The 18,124-nt window shown below is 42.5% G+C and carries 22 protein-coding genes and 1 riboswitch; of the genes, 2 read left to right on the top strand and 20 right to left on the bottom strand.

Annotated elements, in window-relative coordinates; translation table 11 throughout:
- Positions 1-4: 4 nt before the first annotated feature.
- On the bottom strand, positions 5-637 hold the full coding sequence (locus tag ACXAFV_RS00800) for a KinB-signaling pathway activation protein (protein WP_475123848.1): 633 nt from the start codon (positions 635-637) through the stop codon (positions 5-7).
- 148 nt (positions 638-785) lie between these two features.
- Between ACXAFV_RS00800 and gerD the strand changes: the two genes are divergently transcribed.
- Positions 786-1,421 carry a spore germination lipoprotein GerD gene (gerD, locus tag ACXAFV_RS00805; protein WP_475123849.1) on the top strand — a complete coding sequence of 212 codons (636 nt, stop codon included), beginning with the start codon at positions 786-788 and terminating at the stop codon, positions 1,419-1,421.
- A 68-nt stretch (positions 1,422-1,489) separates the two neighbouring features.
- On the opposite strand, the gene ACXAFV_RS00810 is transcribed toward gerD, so the two are convergent.
- From ACXAFV_RS00810 to ACXAFV_RS00835, 6 genes are all read right to left on the bottom strand, one after another.
- Positions 1,490-2,539, bottom strand: a complete 1,050-nt coding sequence (locus tag ACXAFV_RS00810) for an Mrp/NBP35 family ATP-binding protein (protein WP_475123850.1) — start codon at positions 2,537-2,539, stop codon at positions 1,490-1,492.
- A gap of 185 nt (positions 2,540-2,724) precedes the next feature.
- Complete coding sequence (locus ACXAFV_RS00815; protein ID WP_475123852.1) at positions 2,725-3,519, bottom strand: STAS domain-containing protein; 795 nt, start codon at positions 3,517-3,519, stop codon at positions 2,725-2,727.
- A 169-nt stretch (positions 3,520-3,688) separates the two neighbouring features.
- Positions 3,689-4,390 (bottom strand): N-acetylmuramoyl-L-alanine amidase CwlD, encoded by a 702-nt coding sequence (gene cwlD, locus ACXAFV_RS00820; protein WP_475123853.1) that lies wholly within the window; start codon positions 4,388-4,390, stop codon positions 3,689-3,691.
- An 88-nt stretch (positions 4,391-4,478) separates the two neighbouring features.
- Positions 4,479-4,925 carry a DUF2521 family protein gene (locus ACXAFV_RS00825; protein WP_475123854.1) on the bottom strand — a complete coding sequence of 149 codons (447 nt, stop codon included), beginning with the start codon at positions 4,923-4,925 and terminating at the stop codon, positions 4,479-4,481.
- Positions 4,926-5,433: 508 nt separating this feature from the next.
- Entirely contained in the window at positions 5,434-6,936 is a 1,503-nt protein-coding gene (locus ACXAFV_RS00830; RefSeq protein ID WP_475123855.1) for a sodium:solute symporter family transporter, read from the bottom strand.
- 36 nt (positions 6,937-6,972) lie between these two features.
- Positions 6,973-8,343, bottom strand: a complete 1,371-nt coding sequence (locus ACXAFV_RS00835; RefSeq protein WP_475123856.1) for an LLM class flavin-dependent oxidoreductase — start codon at positions 8,341-8,343, stop codon at positions 6,973-6,975.
- A 182-nt stretch (positions 8,344-8,525) separates the two neighbouring features.
- Positions 8,526-8,629: riboswitch (SAM riboswitch) on the bottom strand.
- Between the two features lie 627 nt (positions 8,630-9,256).
- Here ACXAFV_RS00835 and ACXAFV_RS00840 point away from each other — a divergent pair.
- A complete protein-coding gene (locus ACXAFV_RS00840; RefSeq protein WP_475123858.1) occupies positions 9,257-9,979 on the top strand; it encodes a DUF421 domain-containing protein in 723 nt (240 codons plus the stop codon).
- 234 nt (positions 9,980-10,213) lie between these two features.
- Here ACXAFV_RS00840 and rpsI read toward each other — a convergent pair whose 3' ends face one another.
- The 13 genes from rpsI to ACXAFV_RS00905 form a co-directional block, all read right to left on the bottom strand.
- Complete coding sequence (rpsI, locus tag ACXAFV_RS00845; RefSeq protein WP_172250513.1) at positions 10,214-10,606, bottom strand: 30S ribosomal protein S9; 393 nt, start codon at positions 10,604-10,606, stop codon at positions 10,214-10,216.
- Positions 10,607-10,628: 22 nt separating this feature from the next.
- Positions 10,629-11,066, bottom strand: coding sequence for a 50S ribosomal protein L13 (gene rplM / locus ACXAFV_RS00850; RefSeq protein WP_032085300.1), 438 nt, complete (start codon positions 11,064-11,066; stop codon positions 10,629-10,631).
- Positions 11,067-11,540: 474 nt separating this feature from the next.
- Positions 11,541-12,284 carry a tRNA pseudouridine(38-40) synthase TruA gene (gene truA, locus ACXAFV_RS00855; protein WP_475123860.1) on the bottom strand — a complete coding sequence of 248 codons (744 nt, stop codon included), beginning with the start codon at positions 12,282-12,284 and terminating at the stop codon, positions 11,541-11,543.
- A 13-nt stretch (positions 12,285-12,297) separates the two neighbouring features.
- On the bottom strand, positions 12,298-13,095 hold the full coding sequence (locus tag ACXAFV_RS00860; RefSeq protein WP_475123861.1) for an energy-coupling factor transporter transmembrane component T family protein: 798 nt from the start codon (positions 13,093-13,095) through the stop codon (positions 12,298-12,300).
- Complete coding sequence (locus tag ACXAFV_RS00865) at positions 13,092-13,961, bottom strand: energy-coupling factor ABC transporter ATP-binding protein (RefSeq protein ID WP_475123863.1); 870 nt, start codon at positions 13,959-13,961, stop codon at positions 13,092-13,094. Before ACXAFV_RS00865 ends, ACXAFV_RS00860 begins: the two co-directional genes overlap by 4 nt.
- A complete protein-coding gene (locus ACXAFV_RS00870) occupies positions 13,937-14,764 on the bottom strand; it encodes an energy-coupling factor ABC transporter ATP-binding protein (protein ID WP_475126032.1) in 828 nt (275 codons plus the stop codon). The genes ACXAFV_RS00865 and ACXAFV_RS00870 overlap by 25 nt, the downstream gene beginning before the upstream one ends.
- A 337-nt stretch (positions 14,765-15,101) precedes the next feature.
- On the bottom strand, positions 15,102-15,464 hold the full coding sequence (gene rplQ / locus ACXAFV_RS00875; protein ID WP_071617130.1) for a 50S ribosomal protein L17: 363 nt from the start codon (positions 15,462-15,464) through the stop codon (positions 15,102-15,104).
- Positions 15,465-15,508: 44 nt separating this feature from the next.
- The gene (locus ACXAFV_RS00880; RefSeq protein ID WP_032085295.1) at positions 15,509-16,453 is read right to left on the bottom strand and encodes a DNA-directed RNA polymerase subunit alpha; all 945 of its coding nucleotides are present in this window, start codon (positions 16,451-16,453) and stop codon (positions 15,509-15,511) included.
- A 173-nt stretch (positions 16,454-16,626) separates the two neighbouring features.
- Positions 16,627-17,016, bottom strand: coding sequence for a 30S ribosomal protein S11 (gene rpsK / locus ACXAFV_RS00885; protein ID WP_032085294.1), 390 nt, complete (start codon positions 17,014-17,016; stop codon positions 16,627-16,629).
- A gap of 25 nt (positions 17,017-17,041) precedes the next feature.
- The gene (rpsM, locus tag ACXAFV_RS00890; protein ID WP_341984953.1) at positions 17,042-17,407 is read right to left on the bottom strand and encodes a 30S ribosomal protein S13; all 366 of its coding nucleotides are present in this window, start codon (positions 17,405-17,407) and stop codon (positions 17,042-17,044) included.
- 24 nt (positions 17,408-17,431) lie between these two features.
- On the bottom strand, positions 17,432-17,545 hold the full coding sequence (gene rpmJ, locus ACXAFV_RS00895; protein WP_003156543.1) for a 50S ribosomal protein L36: 114 nt from the start codon (positions 17,543-17,545) through the stop codon (positions 17,432-17,434).
- A gap of 38 nt (positions 17,546-17,583) precedes the next feature.
- A complete protein-coding gene (infA, locus tag ACXAFV_RS00900; RefSeq protein ID WP_034765945.1) occupies positions 17,584-17,802 on the bottom strand; it encodes a translation initiation factor IF-1 in 219 nt (72 codons plus the stop codon).
- Entirely contained in the window at positions 17,795-18,118 is a 324-nt protein-coding gene (locus ACXAFV_RS00905) for a KOW domain-containing RNA-binding protein (protein ID WP_175986369.1), read from the bottom strand. Before ACXAFV_RS00905 ends, infA begins: the two co-directional genes overlap by 8 nt.
- Positions 18,119-18,124: the final 6 nt, after the last annotated feature.

Consider the following 18,124-nt stretch of genomic DNA (forward strand, 5'->3'; position numbering starts at 1 on the left):
TTTGTTAATTCTTTTGCTGTTTATTTTGTCGTTCAATCTGAGACTGTTCGATGTATTTCGGAAGTCTCAGCAGTTGATAAGCATTACATACTAATAAAGCGATCAACATAAGGTAAAGCCATTTAATGGAGTTTACCAATAGTACCGGAAGCCACTCCAGCGTCGTGACAACAACCATGAAGAACAATGCTGAGATGAATGTATTGGTTTTTGCTTCTGATTGTTGATTCTTCAAGTACGCGACAAGGATTCCCACTAACAGGATCCCGATCCCCAAGAAGATATACGGGGTATATGATGCCCCTTCCTCAGCAAATGCCCGGAATCGAAAATAGACAAGGTCGAATAACACAAACGCAATTAACACAACCTGAACGGAATTCCAAAAGCTTCTGAACATCCCCACTCCAAACTGGTGGATCGTCAAATAAGCAAAGTATCCCATTTGGCTTATGACACTGAAAGTAAATCCCACAAATAAAAACCATAAAAGGCTGGATAATATCCCGATTACATTTCCATCTTGAATATAAGGGCTGTATTGATCCCATCTAATGAATAGAGAGGCAATAGCCGTCACTGCTCCACCAAGAATCAATGTATGTACAAAAAAACGAATCCAATTTCGGATGGTCACTTCATTTTTCCTCCAAATATAAAATATACACTCTGTTGATTGTACCAACGCTTCCTTAAAAAATCTAGGTTCCACTATTGGATGTGTATATTTTTTTCACAATTCCTCATATTAAAGGTAAGGGAATTTGTATGGAAGGAGCCTACCCATGAAAAGATATTCCTTTCTTTTTCTACTGACTGTTCTTCTTTTGTCCGCTTGCGGCGGCGGAGGGGAAACAGGCGGCAGTAAAATGGATTATGAAGAGACCAAGAAAATGGTTGTCGATATATTAAAAACCGACGATGGAAAAAAGGCAATACAAGAAGTGATGAAAGATGAAAAAATGAAGGCAGAGCTTATTATGGACCAAGCAGTTGTAAAGAATACCATTTCTGAAACCCTTACGTCTGATAAAGGCACTGAATTCTGGAAGAAAGCCATCGAAGATCCAAAGTTTGCCGAATCCATGGCAAAAAGCATGAAGGAAGGCAACGAGAAGCTACTCAAAGATTTGATGAAGGATCCAGAGTATCAAGGTATGATGATGGATTTAATGAAAGATCCTGAATTTCAAAAAGAATTGACAGAGGCCTTAAAGAGTAAGGAGTACCGCGAACACCTTCAAAAAGTGGTACTTGAAACATTTGAGAGCCCGTTGTTTAAAGCAAAGATACAGGATATCCTTCTTAAAGCTGCCGAGGAAGCTGGCGGTGGAAAAGGAGAAGAAGGCGGCGAAGGCGGACAAACCGGCGGCGGCGGGTCTTCTGAAGGTTCAGAAGGCGGCGGCGGTGGCGGCGGCTAAACCAAAGTCCATATAAAAAAGGACAAATGGCAAGGGACACAGTCCTCTCCATTTGTCCTTTCATTTTGTTATGATAATTTTCCAATGACTTTATGGGCGATTTCCCCATAGATCTGCCCCAGCCTGTGGTCTTCCGCATAAATCGAAGGCGCAAAATCTTCTTCATTCCAATCAGGCTGCTGCAGAGGCAGTTTTCCCAGAAGGTCTGTACGCAATTCCTCTGTCAGCTTTTCTCCTCCGCCTTGTCCGAATACGAATTCCTTCTCACCGGTCAGCTTGCTTTCAAAGTAAGACATGTTCTCCACGACACCAAGGATATCGTGATCGGTCTGTAATGCCATCGCTCCGGCACGGGCTGCAACAAATGCCGCTGTCGGATGAGGGGTGGTGACAATGATTTCCTTACAATGCGGAAGCATCGTATGAACGTCAAGTGCAACATCCCCTGTACCCGGAGGCAGGTCCAATAGAAGATAATCCAAGTCTCCCCACTCTACTTCCGAGAAGAAATTATTCAGCATTTTACCAAGCATCGGTCCTCTCCAAATGACCGGCGCATTGTCTTCAACGAAGAAGCCCATTGAAATGACTTTAACCCCGAAACGTTCTACTGGGATAATTCTTTCCCCGCGGACTACCGGACGCTTTACGATTCCCATCATATCCGGAACACTGAACCCGTAAATATCCGCATCAATCAATCCCACTTTCTTTCCTTGACGTGCCAGTGCCACAGCCAAGTTAACAGAAACAGTGGATTTACCCACACCGCCTTTACCCGAGGCGATGGCAATGAACGTCGTTTTACTTGCAGGCGATAATAAATCAGTGCCTTCTCCACCTGTCCCTCTATGCTTTTCAAGTTCTTCTTGAGGAAGTTCAGTGAAACGAATTCCCACAGATGCCGCTCCATTGTCCTTTAATAATTGGACAACCTGTTGCTGGAATTGCAATTGTTCGCCTGAACCGGTTTTAGCAAGTGCAATCTTCACACTCACATGCTCTTTTTCTTCTTTCACACTAACTTCAACAACACCGTTGGTTTCTTTTAACGTTTTATGTAAAAAAGGATCCTTTAGCTGGGATAAAAGATCGCGAGTCTGCTGTTCTGTTAACATGAATAACCACCCTTTTTTATGTATTCGTTTACAACTACTAATAGTATAACATATCGTTATCAGAAATAACGTGTAAAAGGGTCGGAATACTTTTGTTGTATATTATTCCGAATTGTTGAGGCTGCCACCAAAAGGCGGCAAGAATCAAAAAAGGACCGCCATTCAGACAGCCCTTTTGATTGTGATTAATGATCCAATTGATTCTGCGCAAACACTAATCCCTTATTCAGGGAACTGAACGTTTTCAGTTCCTTTAAATCAATTCCCAGATTGATCAGCGTCTGAGCTATCTCAGGACGAACCCCTACCAGGATGCATTCTGCACCGAGCAGTCCGGCCGCCCTTGTAGATTCAATGATCCCCTGTGCCGCAAAGGTATCTAATACAGGCACTCCAGTAATGTCCATAAAGACAATGGAGGAATGATATTTCGTTACTCCTGCTAACAGGTTTTCTTTAATACGGTTGATCCTTTCTTCATCGATATGACCGACTAATGGCATCACCGAAATATGGTCGAATAATTGAATGACGGGGGCAGAAAGTTCAACCAGCGTTTTCTTCTGTACATCGAACGTCTCTTCCCATGAGTCTGTACACTTACTGATCATTTTATTGAAAACGGGATCAAACCAGCGGTCGACTTCATCATAAATGTCCAATACTTCCTCTTTTGATAAATCTTCCTTTATAAGAATGAACAGGGCAACCCTTCTAAACGATTGATATCCGGTAGAAATGTATTCAAGAGCTTCTTTGTTTTCAACTATTTTTTTGTATAATTCATCAAAGTCCTTGATATAGCTCTCATTCTCCTGTAGAAGGCTTTTATAGATGGATTCGAACAACTCATTCTTCACTTGGGTATGCTGGTAATAGGATATATTCAACCTGTCTGTCGTTTCTTCTAAATCCTGGACCCATCTGGTATAAAGATCATTATAATGTTGTTCGAGTATTTCAATAATCGATGCTTTCATTTTGAACCCTTCCTATCCTAATTACTTGTCTATCTCAAGTGTAGACCACTTCGAGACTTCTAATACTCTATACCCCTCTCCTGTTCTTTCTTAACGTAGTTTTAATGTAAAGTTTGTGTTTAACACCAACACAAAAAAGCCGCTCCTGCTTTAGGAGAAGCTTTGATCATTAATCCTCTTCGGTTAAATAATTCAGGACACCCTGATAGATGGAAGCAGCTACTTTTTCCTGATAATCATCTTTGAGCAGGTTCGACCGTTCTTCAGGATTTGAAAGGAAGCCAATTTCCACTAAAGCACCCGGTTTTTTCGCATGCTTTAAGATATACACACTTTGAAGTCCTTTTGCTTCCCGGCTTGTATTTTCTAAATTCCGGGTGATCTCTTTTTGTATGGCTTTTGAAAGAGCCTTATTTTCTTCATACTTAGGATTATAAAAGGTCTGTGCCCCGCTCCACTTAGGAGAAGGAATTGAATTTAAATGAATACTTAAAAACATATCTGCTTCTGACTCATTGATCAGGTTCAGACGCTTGTGCAAGTCTTCTACCTTTCTCCTGCTGTACCCTTTTGTATGTTCATCAGCCAGATCCTTGTCCTCTTCCCGGGTCATGAGCACAAGTGCACCCTGCTCCTGAAGGTAATCTCTGATCATCAGGGAGACATTCAATGCGATATCCTTTTCCAATGCGTCTTTATCCCCCGCTCCGCCATCCGGCCCCCCATGACCAGGATCAATATATATAATCTTACCTGACAAGGGAAGATTCCATGAATCCCATGTATCTTTGTCCATAATTTTATATTGAACAATAAATAACAGGATACCGAGGGCAGCAATAATCCCTGCAAGCTTCAATTTCTGTCTCATGTCTCTCCCCCTATTTTCAGTAAAAATTGTAACCATGCTGTTCTTTACTAAAAATATGGGACAAGAAACACTTTTAGAACCGAAAAAATTAGTGAAGCCGAAGCTTAAGGCGCTTGACCCCCTTTTCATACCCTTCTGACCACCATGTTTCAACAAAGTGTTCGCAGCTGTAGAAAATGGATTCGTCCACTTGATTGGAAATCCCCATTTCAGACCAATACAGCCAAAAGTTATAAAGCGTATCGATGAAATGCTTTAATTCTTCCCTGCAACGCTTTTTTACCGATTCTCTGTCTTCTCCGGAATATCCAAACTTGCTTACTTTTCCTCCAAGCAGATAGGCTTCAATCGCGACATCGAAGCATGCCTCGTCAAACCCCTGCTGCATGAATACACCGCCTTGAATTTTTATATATCCGAAATGCTTCCTTACACTTTCCTGGAGCATTTTGATTGAGATTTCCTTCAGTAGTTTTCTTTCTGTTTTGATTTGTTTTTCTCTTCTCTTTGTATTGAATGTTGTAATAACGTTCAATGTAAATCCACCCCTTTGAACGTATTTTCCTTCTTAAGAGAAGTCTTCATTCGAGTAACTGTTACCAATTTTGATGGATGAGAAGCTTCTGAATGCCGCTATTGATTTCCGTGCAAAACTTCGCTTTCCGCGGGCGGTTGGTGAGCCTCCTCGAGGGGAAATGTCCAGCTGCAGGGCTTAAAAGCACATCACATAAGCCAAATCGACCGCTGGAAAGGTCCAAAAATTTCAGTAACAGGTAATAGAAAAGATCAAGACCAACCTCTATGTAAGGTTAGTCTATCAATAACTGCTACTACTGATAACTGCTGCATACTTTCAACGATGGAACAACAACATACTAATGAAAAAGGGACGAAGATATTATTCCTCGTCCCGGTGGTTCGCTCGCATTATTTTGTAAAATACCACTTCCACAGTGATAGCCCGGTGATGGAGAGAAATGCGATGAATCCGTATAGCCATATTGAGAGCATTTCGTTTACAAACATCTTCTTCATCCTTTCTGTCACTTAATGTTGTACACTTTTTCGATTGTTTGGTTGGTTTGAGGTTCTTTGATGATAGGGGCGAGGATCACAATTGTCGCTATCCCTATAAAGGTTGAAACGGCCCCGGCTGCCATGGTGCTCGGCACGATTCCTCCAAAATAAAGGATGAGGTAGGAAAGAAGGCCGATGACCATTGAAAGTTCCGCTGCCCGGGCGGACGCTTTTTTTCGTCCGTAGACTGCATACAAAATAGGTCCCATAGTTCCTGCGGCGATTCCTGAAATACCAATCCACATGATATCACCCATGTACGCCGGCGGCTTTAAGACGATCAGAAATGCCACCAGTCCGATAAGCGGTACTGACAAACGGCTGATTTGTAACGCAATCTTCTCCGCTTTGGAGTCACTCACGTTAATAATCCCTCTTTTCACCAGCACTTTCAGGAAGATATCATTGGCAAACACAGTTGAAATCGAAACAAATAATCCATCCGTTGTCGACATGGCGGCGGCGAGAATCACAACACCAAGGATGGCTACAATGATGGCAGGGAATGCCCATACCGCATATTCCATCAGTGCAAGGTCAGGGGCTGTAATGTCACTTCCCAGCGCTGCCCTGCTGTAAATGCCACCGAATAGTACAAAAAGCGAAAAAGAAGCAGCGATCACATAGGTCAAAATCATTTTCCCGAGATCTTTTTCGCTTTTAAGGCCCAATACCTTGTTAAACAGATGCGGGGCGGACGCAAATGCCCATTGAATCACGATCGCACCTGTCACTAAACTCAGGGATGAAAAATGAGCGGAATCGGGATTGAATACCTGAACCAAATTCGAATCCTGCCCGGCCAATTTACCGCTGATGCCCGTGAACGTCGAAGTGATGCTCCCCTTCCAGAAAACGACTATTCCAGAAATAAAGATAAAGATACCTGCCACTGCCATCATGACCGCTTGAACAGCATCTGTATAAATGTCGGCAAAGGCCCCTCCGCCGAAAACGTACAGAACTACGATCACCGCGATGAAAACCAGCCCGCCCTTATAGGACATTCCAAGAAGATATTCAAAAATCCGGGCACCTGCAACAAATTGGGCCGCAATATAAAAAATGTTGAAAAGTAAGATCAGCCCTGAACCGACCCGTAGGAAGTCACTGTTATAAAAATCACCAAGCCAGTCAGGAAGGGAAAGTGATTTTTGTCCGGTATTCAGTTTACGCACTCTCTTGGCAACCATCAGTACACCAATCGGTCCCCCGCCGATGATCGCTAAAAACAGCCAAAGATTCGAAAGCCCCCAATCATGCGACCAGCCCGGGTAGCCGAGGAAGGTGGCCGCGCTCAGGTAGGTGGCGGCAAAGGAAAGACCCAACACATAAGGTCCGAGACTACCACCGCCAATGGCAAAATCGCTGACGCTTTTTGTCTTTTTGGCACTGATTAATCCCAGTGCGAACATAGCTGCAAGAAATACAGCAAATCCTATCCATGTATACAATGCTAATTGACTCATTCCCTACTCCTTTCTCTTACTCAAATTAGTTGCTTCCTATGAATGAACTGGTACAAGCTTTTTCGCCGGGTGATGATCGGGCAAGTGTTTATGACCTTTGCCAAACATGTTCTCTCTCAATGTTGGTCCTTCATATTCCTTGCGGTAGATCCCCCGCTTTTGGAGTTCGGGAACCACATGATCGACGAACTCGCTAAATGTACCCGGTGAATACGTCTGGGCGATATTAAAACCATCCGCATCACCTTCAACAGCCCATTTCTCGATTTCATCTGCAATTTGCTCAGGTGTACCGATGAATTTTACCGTTCCATTGCCAAGCCCATGATTTTTAATCGCTTCACGGAGCGTCCATCTTTTGTTTGGATCCTTCCCATACATATCGAGATTTCCCTGCATGGCATCCGTCTCGATGTCATCGATATACTGATCAGGGTCAAATTGTGAAAAATCAATCCCTGTATGACCTGATAAAAGAGAAGCGGTGCCTTCGTAGCTGACGTGACTCGTAAGTTCTTCATATTTTGCAAACGCTTCTTCTTCAGTTGACCCAATGATCGGCAGGATCATCGGGAAGATAAGAAGTTCATCCGGTTTTCTCCCCTGCTCCCCCGCCCGTCTGCGGATATCGTTTGTGTACAGTTTCAATCCGTCCAGCGAATGATTTTTAGTAAATACTGCTTCTGCATGTTTTGCTGCAAAATCCCTTCCTTTTGGAGAAGATCCTGCCTGGAATAATACCGGGGTGCGCTGTGGGGACGGCTCTACCAGATGAGGGCCCGGCACTCTGAAAAACTCTCCTTCGTGGTTGATCGAATGAACCCTATTCGGATCAGCAAACGTGTCATTTTCTTTATCATAAACAACCGCATCGTCCTCCCAGCTGTGTTCCCACAGCTTATAAACCACTTGGAGAAATTCATCAGCACGGTCATATCGGAGTTCCTTTGGGAGCCTTCCAGACAGCCCGAGATTGACGGCTTCACTTTCCAAATAGGATGTCACCACATTCCATGCAACCCTTCCTCCTGTTAAATGGTCCAGCGTTGATAACTGCCGTGCCAGTGAATAAGGCTGTGCATAAGTCGTGGAGATGGTTGGCGCAAATCCTAGATGCTCCGTTGCCGCGGCCATTGCCGAGATGGGGATGAGCGGATCATGAGCAGGCAGCTGTACCGCGCCCCTGACTGCTGCATCATGACTGTTTTCATATACGCTGTAGGTACCCAGCACATCAGCAATGAACATCGCATCAAATTTCCCGCGTTCAAGCGTTTGAGCCGTTTCCACCCAATAAGCTAAGCTGTTGTGCGACGTACCCTGATCTTTTTCATGTTTCCATAATCCGGTTGAATGCGGGGACGGCGAGTTTTGGATGAAGCCATTTAAATGAATCTGTTTTTTCATAAGACAAATCTCCTTTTTGCTTTATTATGAAATGTACTATGACCATGGCAGGGAGAATTGAAAGAAGTAATCTTATAGTTATACTTGGTTTAATAACAGCGTAACTGCCTTTTTTAAAAGCCGACCTGCGCTGCTACTAAAAAAACCTCTTCCGATGAGGAAGAGGTTCTGTATATACCATCCTCTCATCTTTCAAGCATCTGCTTGCTGGAATTAGCACCTTGTTACAAGTAACGGTTGCTGCGGGATCACGGGACCAGGTTCCTCCCCCGACTCTTGATAAGGAAATATTCTATTTTTTTGTTTGAATTTTTATCATCATAACGGAGTCGAAATAATCTGTCAAATCAGAATTTATTCTTATATAGTGTTTATCTGTGAAGATTGTCACAGTTTTTTTGTTGAAAACGCTTACTGACTTTTCCATAGAATATGAAACGAATTTCGAAACCATGGTGCTAATTCAACATCTCTCACGATTCTATCTAACCTGTTCAAAGGAACTTTGAACTATATTGGGGTTTGGAGTATAGTCAAAAATAATCTTTTCAAAACAATTTTTTTTACAATAGAGTTTGGAGATTACTTACTTGCTGATAAATTATTGTTTGCGCCGGAAACTGCCGACTATCAGATTCTTCAAAAAAGCTAATTTTACAAGTATCAACATCATTTAATCCTTTCACCACTTTCTTCACTATAAATGCCCCGGGGGAGTTGGATAGACTATATTCAAATACAGGGTAAATGAATAAAAAACTACATAAAGAGCACTTTAACTATATATTTCAATTAAAGGCGGAAACGATTTTGAAGTTAAAGAAAAACTTGTTGTATTTTTTACAGGTTGTGGACATTACCAGTACAAAAAGGGATTATCTATCCATTCAGAATTGATTAAAGGGGGAAATTTATGGAGACGATTAAAGAGATTTTTATTGTATTTGGAAGGATTATAACAATTTTACCTTTGTTATTAATTGTTACTTTATATATGGGTAAGCGATCAATAGGTGAATTGCCGGTTTTCGATTTTTTAATTATTTTAACACTAGGTGCAGTTGTAGGTGCAGATATTGCTGATCCTAATATTAGGCATATTCATACTGCTGCAGCAGTTATAGCAATAGGTTTATTGCAAAAAGTTATTTCTAAAATCGTTATAAAAAAACGGAAGATCGGTAAACTTCTCACATTTGAACCGACTGCTGTTATAAAAAATGGAACATTTCTCGTTGGGAATTTGAGACGTCTCTGTTATTCTTTAGACAATATTCTTCAAATGCTTAGAGAGAAAGATATATTTGACATAAAAGATGTTGAACTTGCCATAGTAGAAGCAAATGGCAGGTTAACAGTGTACAAGCAATCTAATAAAGCTCCGGTTACCATAGAAGACTTAGGAATTGAAAAAAAACATGCAGGTATTGCATATCCCGTTATTATCGAAGGGGAAATTTATCAGTCCGTTCTTACTGATATGAATTTAAGTGAGACTTGGTTAAGAAATCAATTACAAAAGAAAGGGATTAATAAAATGGACAGCATTTTTTTCGCATCGATTAACGAAAATCATGAATTGCACTTTTCTTTTAAAAACGACTTAACAAAAACTGAACCAGAAATTTTGCATTAATAGTTCTTTCTATATTTAGATGCCCTTTCCCCCTCCCTGCCCCCTTGGATTCGGATTCTATTCTTAAAACGATTTGTAAATGAGCCTTTTATCAGGAGGGCCAATACCTTTCCCTGATTTAAGATATATGATTGATACCCCCGGCAATCTTTTCTCCTTTATTTCGTACATAATCCAATAATTAAATAAAAAAGACCCCCAACCCAAAAGGTTGAGAGTCTTCGAAAGCAGAAATTAACGCTTAGAGAATTGTGGTGCACGACGAGCGCCTTTAAGACCGTATTTTTTACGTTCTTTCATACGAGCGTCACGAGTTAACAATCCAGCGCGTTTTAGAGTACCGCGGTACTCAGGATCAGCTTGAAGTAAAGCACGAGCGATACCGTGACGGATCGCACCAGCTTGACCAGCGTAACCTCCACCGTGTACGTTTACTAAAACGTCATAGTTACCAAGAGTTTCAGTTGCAACTAATGGTTGCTTGATTACTTCTCTTAGTGCTGCGAATGGGATATATACTTCTACTTCACGATCATTGATAACAATGTTACCGTTACCTGGTACTAAACGTACGCGAGCTACTGAGCTCTTACGACGACCAGTTCCGTAATATTGAACTTGAGCCAAGATAATAACCTCCTCTTTTTAATTATCCACGAAGTTCGTAAACTTCTGGTTGTTGTGCTTGGTGTGGATGCTCAGATCCAGAGTATACATGTAGCTTCTTGATCATTTGACGACCTAGAGAACCTTTAGGAAGCATACCTTTGATAGTAAGCTCTAACATTTTCTCTGAGTAGTTTGTACGCATTTCTAATGCAGTACGCTGCTTCAAACCACCAGGGTGGTTACTGTGACGGTAATAGATCTTGTCAGTAAGCTTTTTACCAGTCAATTCAATTTTTGAAGCGTTAAGAATGATTACATGATCACCAGTGTCAACGTGTGGTGTGAAAGTTGGTTTGTGTTTACCGCGTAGAACTGAAGCGACTTCACTTGCTAGACGACCTAGAGTTTTGCCTTCAGCATCTACAACGTACCATTTACGATCGATTTCGTTGGCTTTTGCCATATACGTAGTACGCATGAGTTTACCTCCTATTAAATGAATCCGTAGTATTTATTTTCTAATCACAATAAGATTCCGGGGCTTATCGTGGGGTTAATAACATACCATATGCTATAATATCTTGTTCCCAGGTGATTGTCAAGGGGATGTTACACCTGGATTAGTTGTTTTAGAGAAAAAGTTTATTTCCAGTTTAGTCTTTTTAACTCCGCTATTGATTTCCGTGCAAGACTTCGCTTTCCGCGGGCGAGCGGGGAGCCTCCTCGGCAAGGGCTGGAACTGTCCAGCTGCAGGGCTTAGAAGCACATGTCATAAGCCAAATCGACCAAGAAGGCAAAGAACGCCTTCGTGGCCAATTCGACTTATGCCACACGCTTCTGAGCAAAGCCCTTTCGCATTTCTGATAGGAGTCTTCGTCTTGCACTCCAATCAACCGCTGGAACCGGCTTACAGCAATTTAAAAAACTTCTCTCTAGCATGGACGACTTTCTATCAATCCCCATACTCCACCTTCCAAAGATACAATCCGTGCGGCGGGGCGGTCTTCCCCGCCTCGTTCCTGTCTTTGGCTTCAAGTATGGTTTTCATGTCCTCACTGCGTAGATTCCCGTTACCTACTTCCAGCAGGGTGCCGACGAGGATCCTCACCATATTGTAAAGAAAACCATTCCCCGTAAAGGAAAAAATGATTTCGTCTTCCTGTTCAGTGATGGTGATGCTCTGAAGATATCTTACTTTGTCTTGTACTTCTGTTTTAGCTGAGCAGAAACTTGTAAAGTCATGCTCACCTATTAAATCCCGCGCCGCCTTTTTCATCTCATCTACTGAAATAGTAAGAGGGTAGTGGAGAGCAAAATGACGATAGAAAGGACTTCTCGATTCGGCTGTGTAGACTCTGTAACGATATTCCTTCCTCTTAACTGAAAATCTCGCATGGAAGTCGTCAGACACACATTCAGCGTCTTTGATGGTCACTTCGTCAGGAAGACGAGTATTAAGGACTACCGGCCACTTTTCTTCAGGAATGGACAGCGGGGTATCAAAGTGGAATACCTGGCCGTGTGCGTGGACCCCTGCATCCGTCCTGCCCGAAGCGGTGACACGAATCCGCTCCCCTTTATGAATCGCACAGAGAGTGTCTTCGAGGAGTCCCTGTACAGTACGCTGGTTTGGCTGTATTTGATATCCGCTGAAATGGGTACCGTCATATGAAATCGTACATTTTACCCGCGTCATTTGATTAATCCTCCTATCCTCTGAAGAATAGCAATAAGGCTGCCAGGATGCCAAGTACAACCAGTGCGCCTGTATCTTTTTTATGCCAGGAAAGAAGCCTGTATTTCGTTCTACCTTCTCCGCCTTGATAACCCCTTGCTTCCATGGCCGTAGCCAGGTCCTCTGCACGCTTGAACGCACTCACGAATAAAGGGATGAGCAATGGGATGATCGCCTTGATCCGATCTTTTATCGGACCTGAAGAAAATTCTGCTCCCCTCGCGATCTGTGCCTTCATGATCTTATCCGTTTCTTCCATCAGGGTCGGGATGAACCGTAAAGAAATCGACATCATCAGCGCAAGCTCATGAACAGGGAAATTCACCTTCCGCAAAGGGTTCAATAATGTTTCCAGGCCATCTGTAATCGTGATCGGTGATGTCGTCAGAGTCAGTAATGAAGTGATCAGGATCAAGTAAAAGAATCGCAGGGAAATGAATATCCCCTGACGCAGCCCTTCCTCATGAATTTTAAGGAAACCAAGATTCAGGATGACCCCGCCTTCTTTTGTAAAGAACACATGCAGGAAGAACGTAAACAAGATCAGCCATAGAATGGGTTTCAACCCTCCGATGATGAACCGGATGGGAAGATTGGAAAAGATCAGTGCAGTCAGAGTAAATGCCCCTAATAAGGCATAGGTGACAACATTATTTGCTAAAAAGACGATACAAATAAATCCGAAAATAAAGAGCAGCTTCGATCGTGGATCCATGCTGTGAAGAATGGAATTTGCCGGTACATAACGACCGAAAATCATTTTTTCCATCATAGCGGGCCACTCCCTTCTTCAAGGGAACCAATGGCATCGGCCAGTTCTTCAATCGTCAAACAGGTGACGCCGATCTTCCTGCCGATACGCTCTTCCAGCTTGAACTGGAATCTGACCACATCAGGAACATCCAGCCCCATTTCAAACAATTCCTCTGGATTCGAGAAGATTGCTTGAGGCGTTCCCTTCCTCTGTAAGCGCCCCTTCTGCATGATGACAATCTCATCTGCATAGTGAGCTGCGTCCTCCATGCTGTGCGTGACAAGAATGGTGGTCAGTCCTTTCTCTTTATGAAGGTCATAGAACATATCCATGATCTCACGCTGTCCCCGCGGATCCAAACCGGCTGTAGGCTCGTCCAATACGATCACATCCGGATTCATGGCAAGGACTCCTGCAATGGCCACCCTTCTCATTTGACCGCCTGAGAGATCAAATGGGGATTTCTGAAGAATGTCTTCTGAAAGCCCGACCTTCACAATCAGTTCCTTCGCTCTTTCTTTCGCTTCTTCCTCTGCTACTCCGAAGTTCATAGGGCCATAGCAAATATCCTTCAGTACCGTTTCTTCAAATAATTGATGTTCGGGAAATTGAAAGACAATCCCTACTTTTTGCCTGATTGGTTTCAGGCTCTTCGTTTTTTTATCGTGACTGATTTCATAGTCTCCTACGTTTACCAGTCCGGATGTTGGCTTTAGCAGTGCATTCAGATGCTGCAGCAATGTCGACTTGCCTGAACCTGTATGTCCGATGATTGCCAGGAACTGACCGGAAGGAATGGAGAGATTGATATCTTCAAGAGCAAGTTTTTCAAATGGGGTTTTATAGGAATACCGATATTCTACTTGTTGAAATGAGATTTCCATAACTCGTTCACCAGCTCTTCTTCTGTAAAATAATTCTTAGGTAGTGATATACCCGCATTCTTCAGCGCCCCTGAAAGTTTAATGGTAAAAGGAGAATCAAGCCCCAACTTCTTTAATTCATCCTCGAGCAGGAAAATCTCTTGTGGTGTCCCTTCCTTAAAGACTTTTCCCTTATTCAGTACAATGATTCGATCAGCCTTTGCTGCTTCTTCAAGGTCATGAGTGATCGAAATAACAGTCAAATTCTCTTTTTCTTTAAGGATCCTGACCGTCTCCAGCACTTCTTTCTTTCCCTTCGGATCAAGCATGGATGTGGATTCGTCCAGGATGATGATATCCGGCTGAAGGGCCACCACTCCTGCGATTGCTACACGCTGCTTCTGTCCGCCTGATAAATGGTGCGGCTCTTGATCAAGAAAATCTTCCATATGGACACGCTTCAAAGCGTCACTCACTCTTTGTACCATCGATTCATGAGGTACTCCATGGTTTTCTAACCCAAAAGCCACATCATCTTCCACTGTAGCACCGACAAACTGATTATCTGGATTTTGAAAGACCATTCCAATTTTAGCCCTGATATCCCAGATGGATTTTTCCTCAAGGGGGATACCGTCCACAGTGACGTCTCCCTTTTCGGGAAAATGCAAGCCATTTAACATTTTGGCAAGTGTCGATTTGCCTGATCCGTTATGGCCGACGATTGCAAGCCACTCACCTTGCTCTACATGAAGATTGATTCCTTCCAGGGCATATGCTTCCTGATCCGGATAACGGAAATAGACATCTTTAACGTTAATCATCTCTCGCACGATACAAACCTCCTCTATGCTCATCAATTCTCAGCTGAGTCAAAGCCTCTTCTCTGCTATTAAAAACCAGCTTAATAAAAAATATCATAATTCCATATAAATAAAAAAAAGCCTGCACCCCGACCAAAGAAAAGATACCTTTTCTTGTTCATCCATGAACAGCTTCTATCGTTATAGAAGTCGGAAGGGGCGCACGAGCTAGACGAGTCAGCCATGCTGCTCATCGTAACGCTCTGCTTTTCATCATCAATCATGCACTTATACAAAAAGGGCAAAGAAGCAGTTAAGGATTAACTGTCCCGCCCTTAATGTTAGTAGTCACGAATTATTAAACTAATTCGATGATTGCCATTGGAGCACCGTCACCACGGCGAGGACCAACCTTCATAATGCGAGTATATCCGCCTTGACGCTCGTTGTAACGAGGAGCGATGTCAGAGAATAACTTTTGAAGAGCATCTTGGTTGTTTTCAGCGTTTGCAATTTCTTTACGAATGAATGCAGCAGCTTGACGACGTGCGTGAACATCACCACGTTTGCCTAATGTGATCATCTTTTCCACAACTGAACGAAGCTCTTTCGCGCGAGTTTCAGTTGTTTCGATACGCTCGTTGATGATTAGGTCAGTAGCTAAATCACGTAGCATTGCTTTACGTTGTGCACTAGTACGTCCTAACTTTCTGTAAGCCATTAAGGGTTCCCTCCTTTGTTGAAACTATATATCTAAAATGATTATCAATCGTCTTTACGTAATCCTAATCCAAGGTCTTCAAGTTTAACTTTGACCTCTTCAAGAGATTTACGTCCTAGGTTACGCACTTTCATCATATCTTCTTCAGTCTTGTTAGCAAGCTCTTGAACAGTGTTGATTCCAGCACGTTTCAGGCAGTTGTAAGAACGAACAGAAAGATCTAATTCTTCGATCGTCATCTCAAGAACTTTTTCTTTTTGATCTTCTTCTTTTTCTACCATGATTTCAGCATTCTGCGCTTCATCTGTAAGGCCAACGAAAATATTCAAGTGTTCTGTCAGAATCTTAGCACCTAAAGAAATGGCTTCTTTCGGTCCAATACTTCCATCAGTCCATACATCAAGAGAAAGCTTATCATAGTTCGTCATTTGACCAACACGAGTATTTTCTACTTGATAATTAACGCGTGAAACTGGAGTGTAAATAGAATCGATTGGGATCACACCGATTGGAAGATCCTCACGTTTGTTTTGGTCAGCAGGTCTGTATCCACGTCCGCGGGATGCGCTTAAACGCACACGGAAGTGACCACTTTTAGACAATGTGGCAATGTGTAAATCAGGATTTAGCACTTCCACATCACTATCATGAGTAATATCAGCAGCTGTAACGACTCCTTCACCCTGCACATCAATTTCAAGCGTTTTCTCTTCGTCAGAGTAAATCTTTAACGCTAGCTTTTTGATATTCAAAATGATGGATGTGACATCCTCTACGACGCCTTCAATTGTTGAAAACTCATGCAGTACTCCATCTATTTGAATAGATGTGACAGCGGCACCTGGGAGTGACGATAATAGGATACGACGTAAGGAGTTACCCAAAGTTGTACCATATCCACGCTCAAGTGGTTCTACGACGAACTTTCCATATGTGGCATCATCGCTGATCTCAACCGTTTCAATTTTTGGTTTTTCAATTTCGATCATTAATATTTACCCTCCTTCAAAACGTCGAAACTCCGGGCTAAATAATATGAAGTCCGAAATTCCCCATGTTTACGTTCCCTATTGTGCACCAACAACTGGTTACCTTTTTCTGAATGAACGTATTTTGTATCATATCCCATTATAGACAACGATACAAAATTTATACAGAAAAATTAAACGCGGCGACGTTTTGGCGGACGGCATCCGTTATGAGGAACTGGAGTAACGTCTCTGATTGCAGTAACCTCAAGACCTGCAGCTTGAAGAGCACGGATTGCAGCTTCACGTCCAGCACCAGGGCCTTTAACTGTTACTTCAAGAGTTTTCAAACCGTGTTCCTGGGAAGCTTTTGCTGCAGTTTCAGCAGCCATTTGTGCTGCGAATGGAGTGGATTTACGAGATCCTCTGAATCCTAGTGAACCTGCACTTGACCATGCAACAGCGTTTCCGTGAACATCAGTGATAGTTACGATTGTATTATTGAATGTAGAACGAATGTGTGCAATACCAGCTTCGATATTCTTTTTCACACGACGTTTACGAGTGTTTGTTTTACGTGCCATACTAAGAAGTAACCTCCTTTACCTATTATTTTTTCTTGTTTGCTACAGTCTTACGAGGACCTTTACGTGTACGAGCATTGTTCTTCGTATGTTGTCCACGAACAGGTAGTCCACGACGGTGACGAAGACCGCGGTATGAACCGATTTCCATAAGACGTTTGATGTTTAGAGAGATCTCACGACGAAGATCACCTTCAACCTTTAATTTGTCAACGATATCACGAATCTTTCCTAGTTCGTCTTCAGTTAGATCGCGAACGCGAGTATCTTCAGAGACACCAGCTTCAGAAAGAATTTGTGACGCAGTATTTTTACCAATACCGTAGATGTATGTTAATGAAATGACAACACGTTTGTCACGTGGAATGTCTACACCAGCAATACGTGCCATAGTGATAGCGCACCTCCTTTTAGTTTAGCCTTGTTTTTGTTTGTGTTTAGGGTTTTCACAGATAACCATGACTTTACCTTTTCTACGAATAACTTTACATTTTTCGCAGATCGGCTTAACAGATGGTCTAACTTTCATCTTATTCTAACCTCCTTAATAGTACGGAGTGCAATGAATTATTTATAACGATAAGTGATTCTACCACGAGTTAAGTCATACGGTGATAATTCAACTGTCACCTTGTCACCAGGTAGGATACGGATGAAGTGCATACGAATCTTTCCTGAAACATGCGCCAGAACTGTATGACCATTTTCTAATTCTACCTTAAACATCGCGTTAGGCAAAGTCTCAGCGACTTTCCCTTCCACTTCAATTACATCATCCTTAGCCATCGAACATGTCTCCCTTCTTCTCATCAATTAAAACTTCATTTACAAACTTTGAAACAGCATAACGCAGTTTACCGTTCGTCACTCTTCCTGTTTCGATAATACTGTTATGAACTTCTGGAGAAACATAGTCAAACAGTTGAAGATGTCCGATATTCTTTCGCTTGGCGCGATCAAACTTACGTTTATCTCCGTCTGCTATGAGTACAAAACGTTCATCCAATTGCTGAACAACGACCGAATACGTACCAGCCTCCCTGCCCTTAAGAGGCAGAACAATCTGACCTATACTCGGAATCGCCGAATCTGACTCGATCAATCCAAT

This window comes from Rossellomorea sp. ABR4_012, assembly GCF_056159545.1.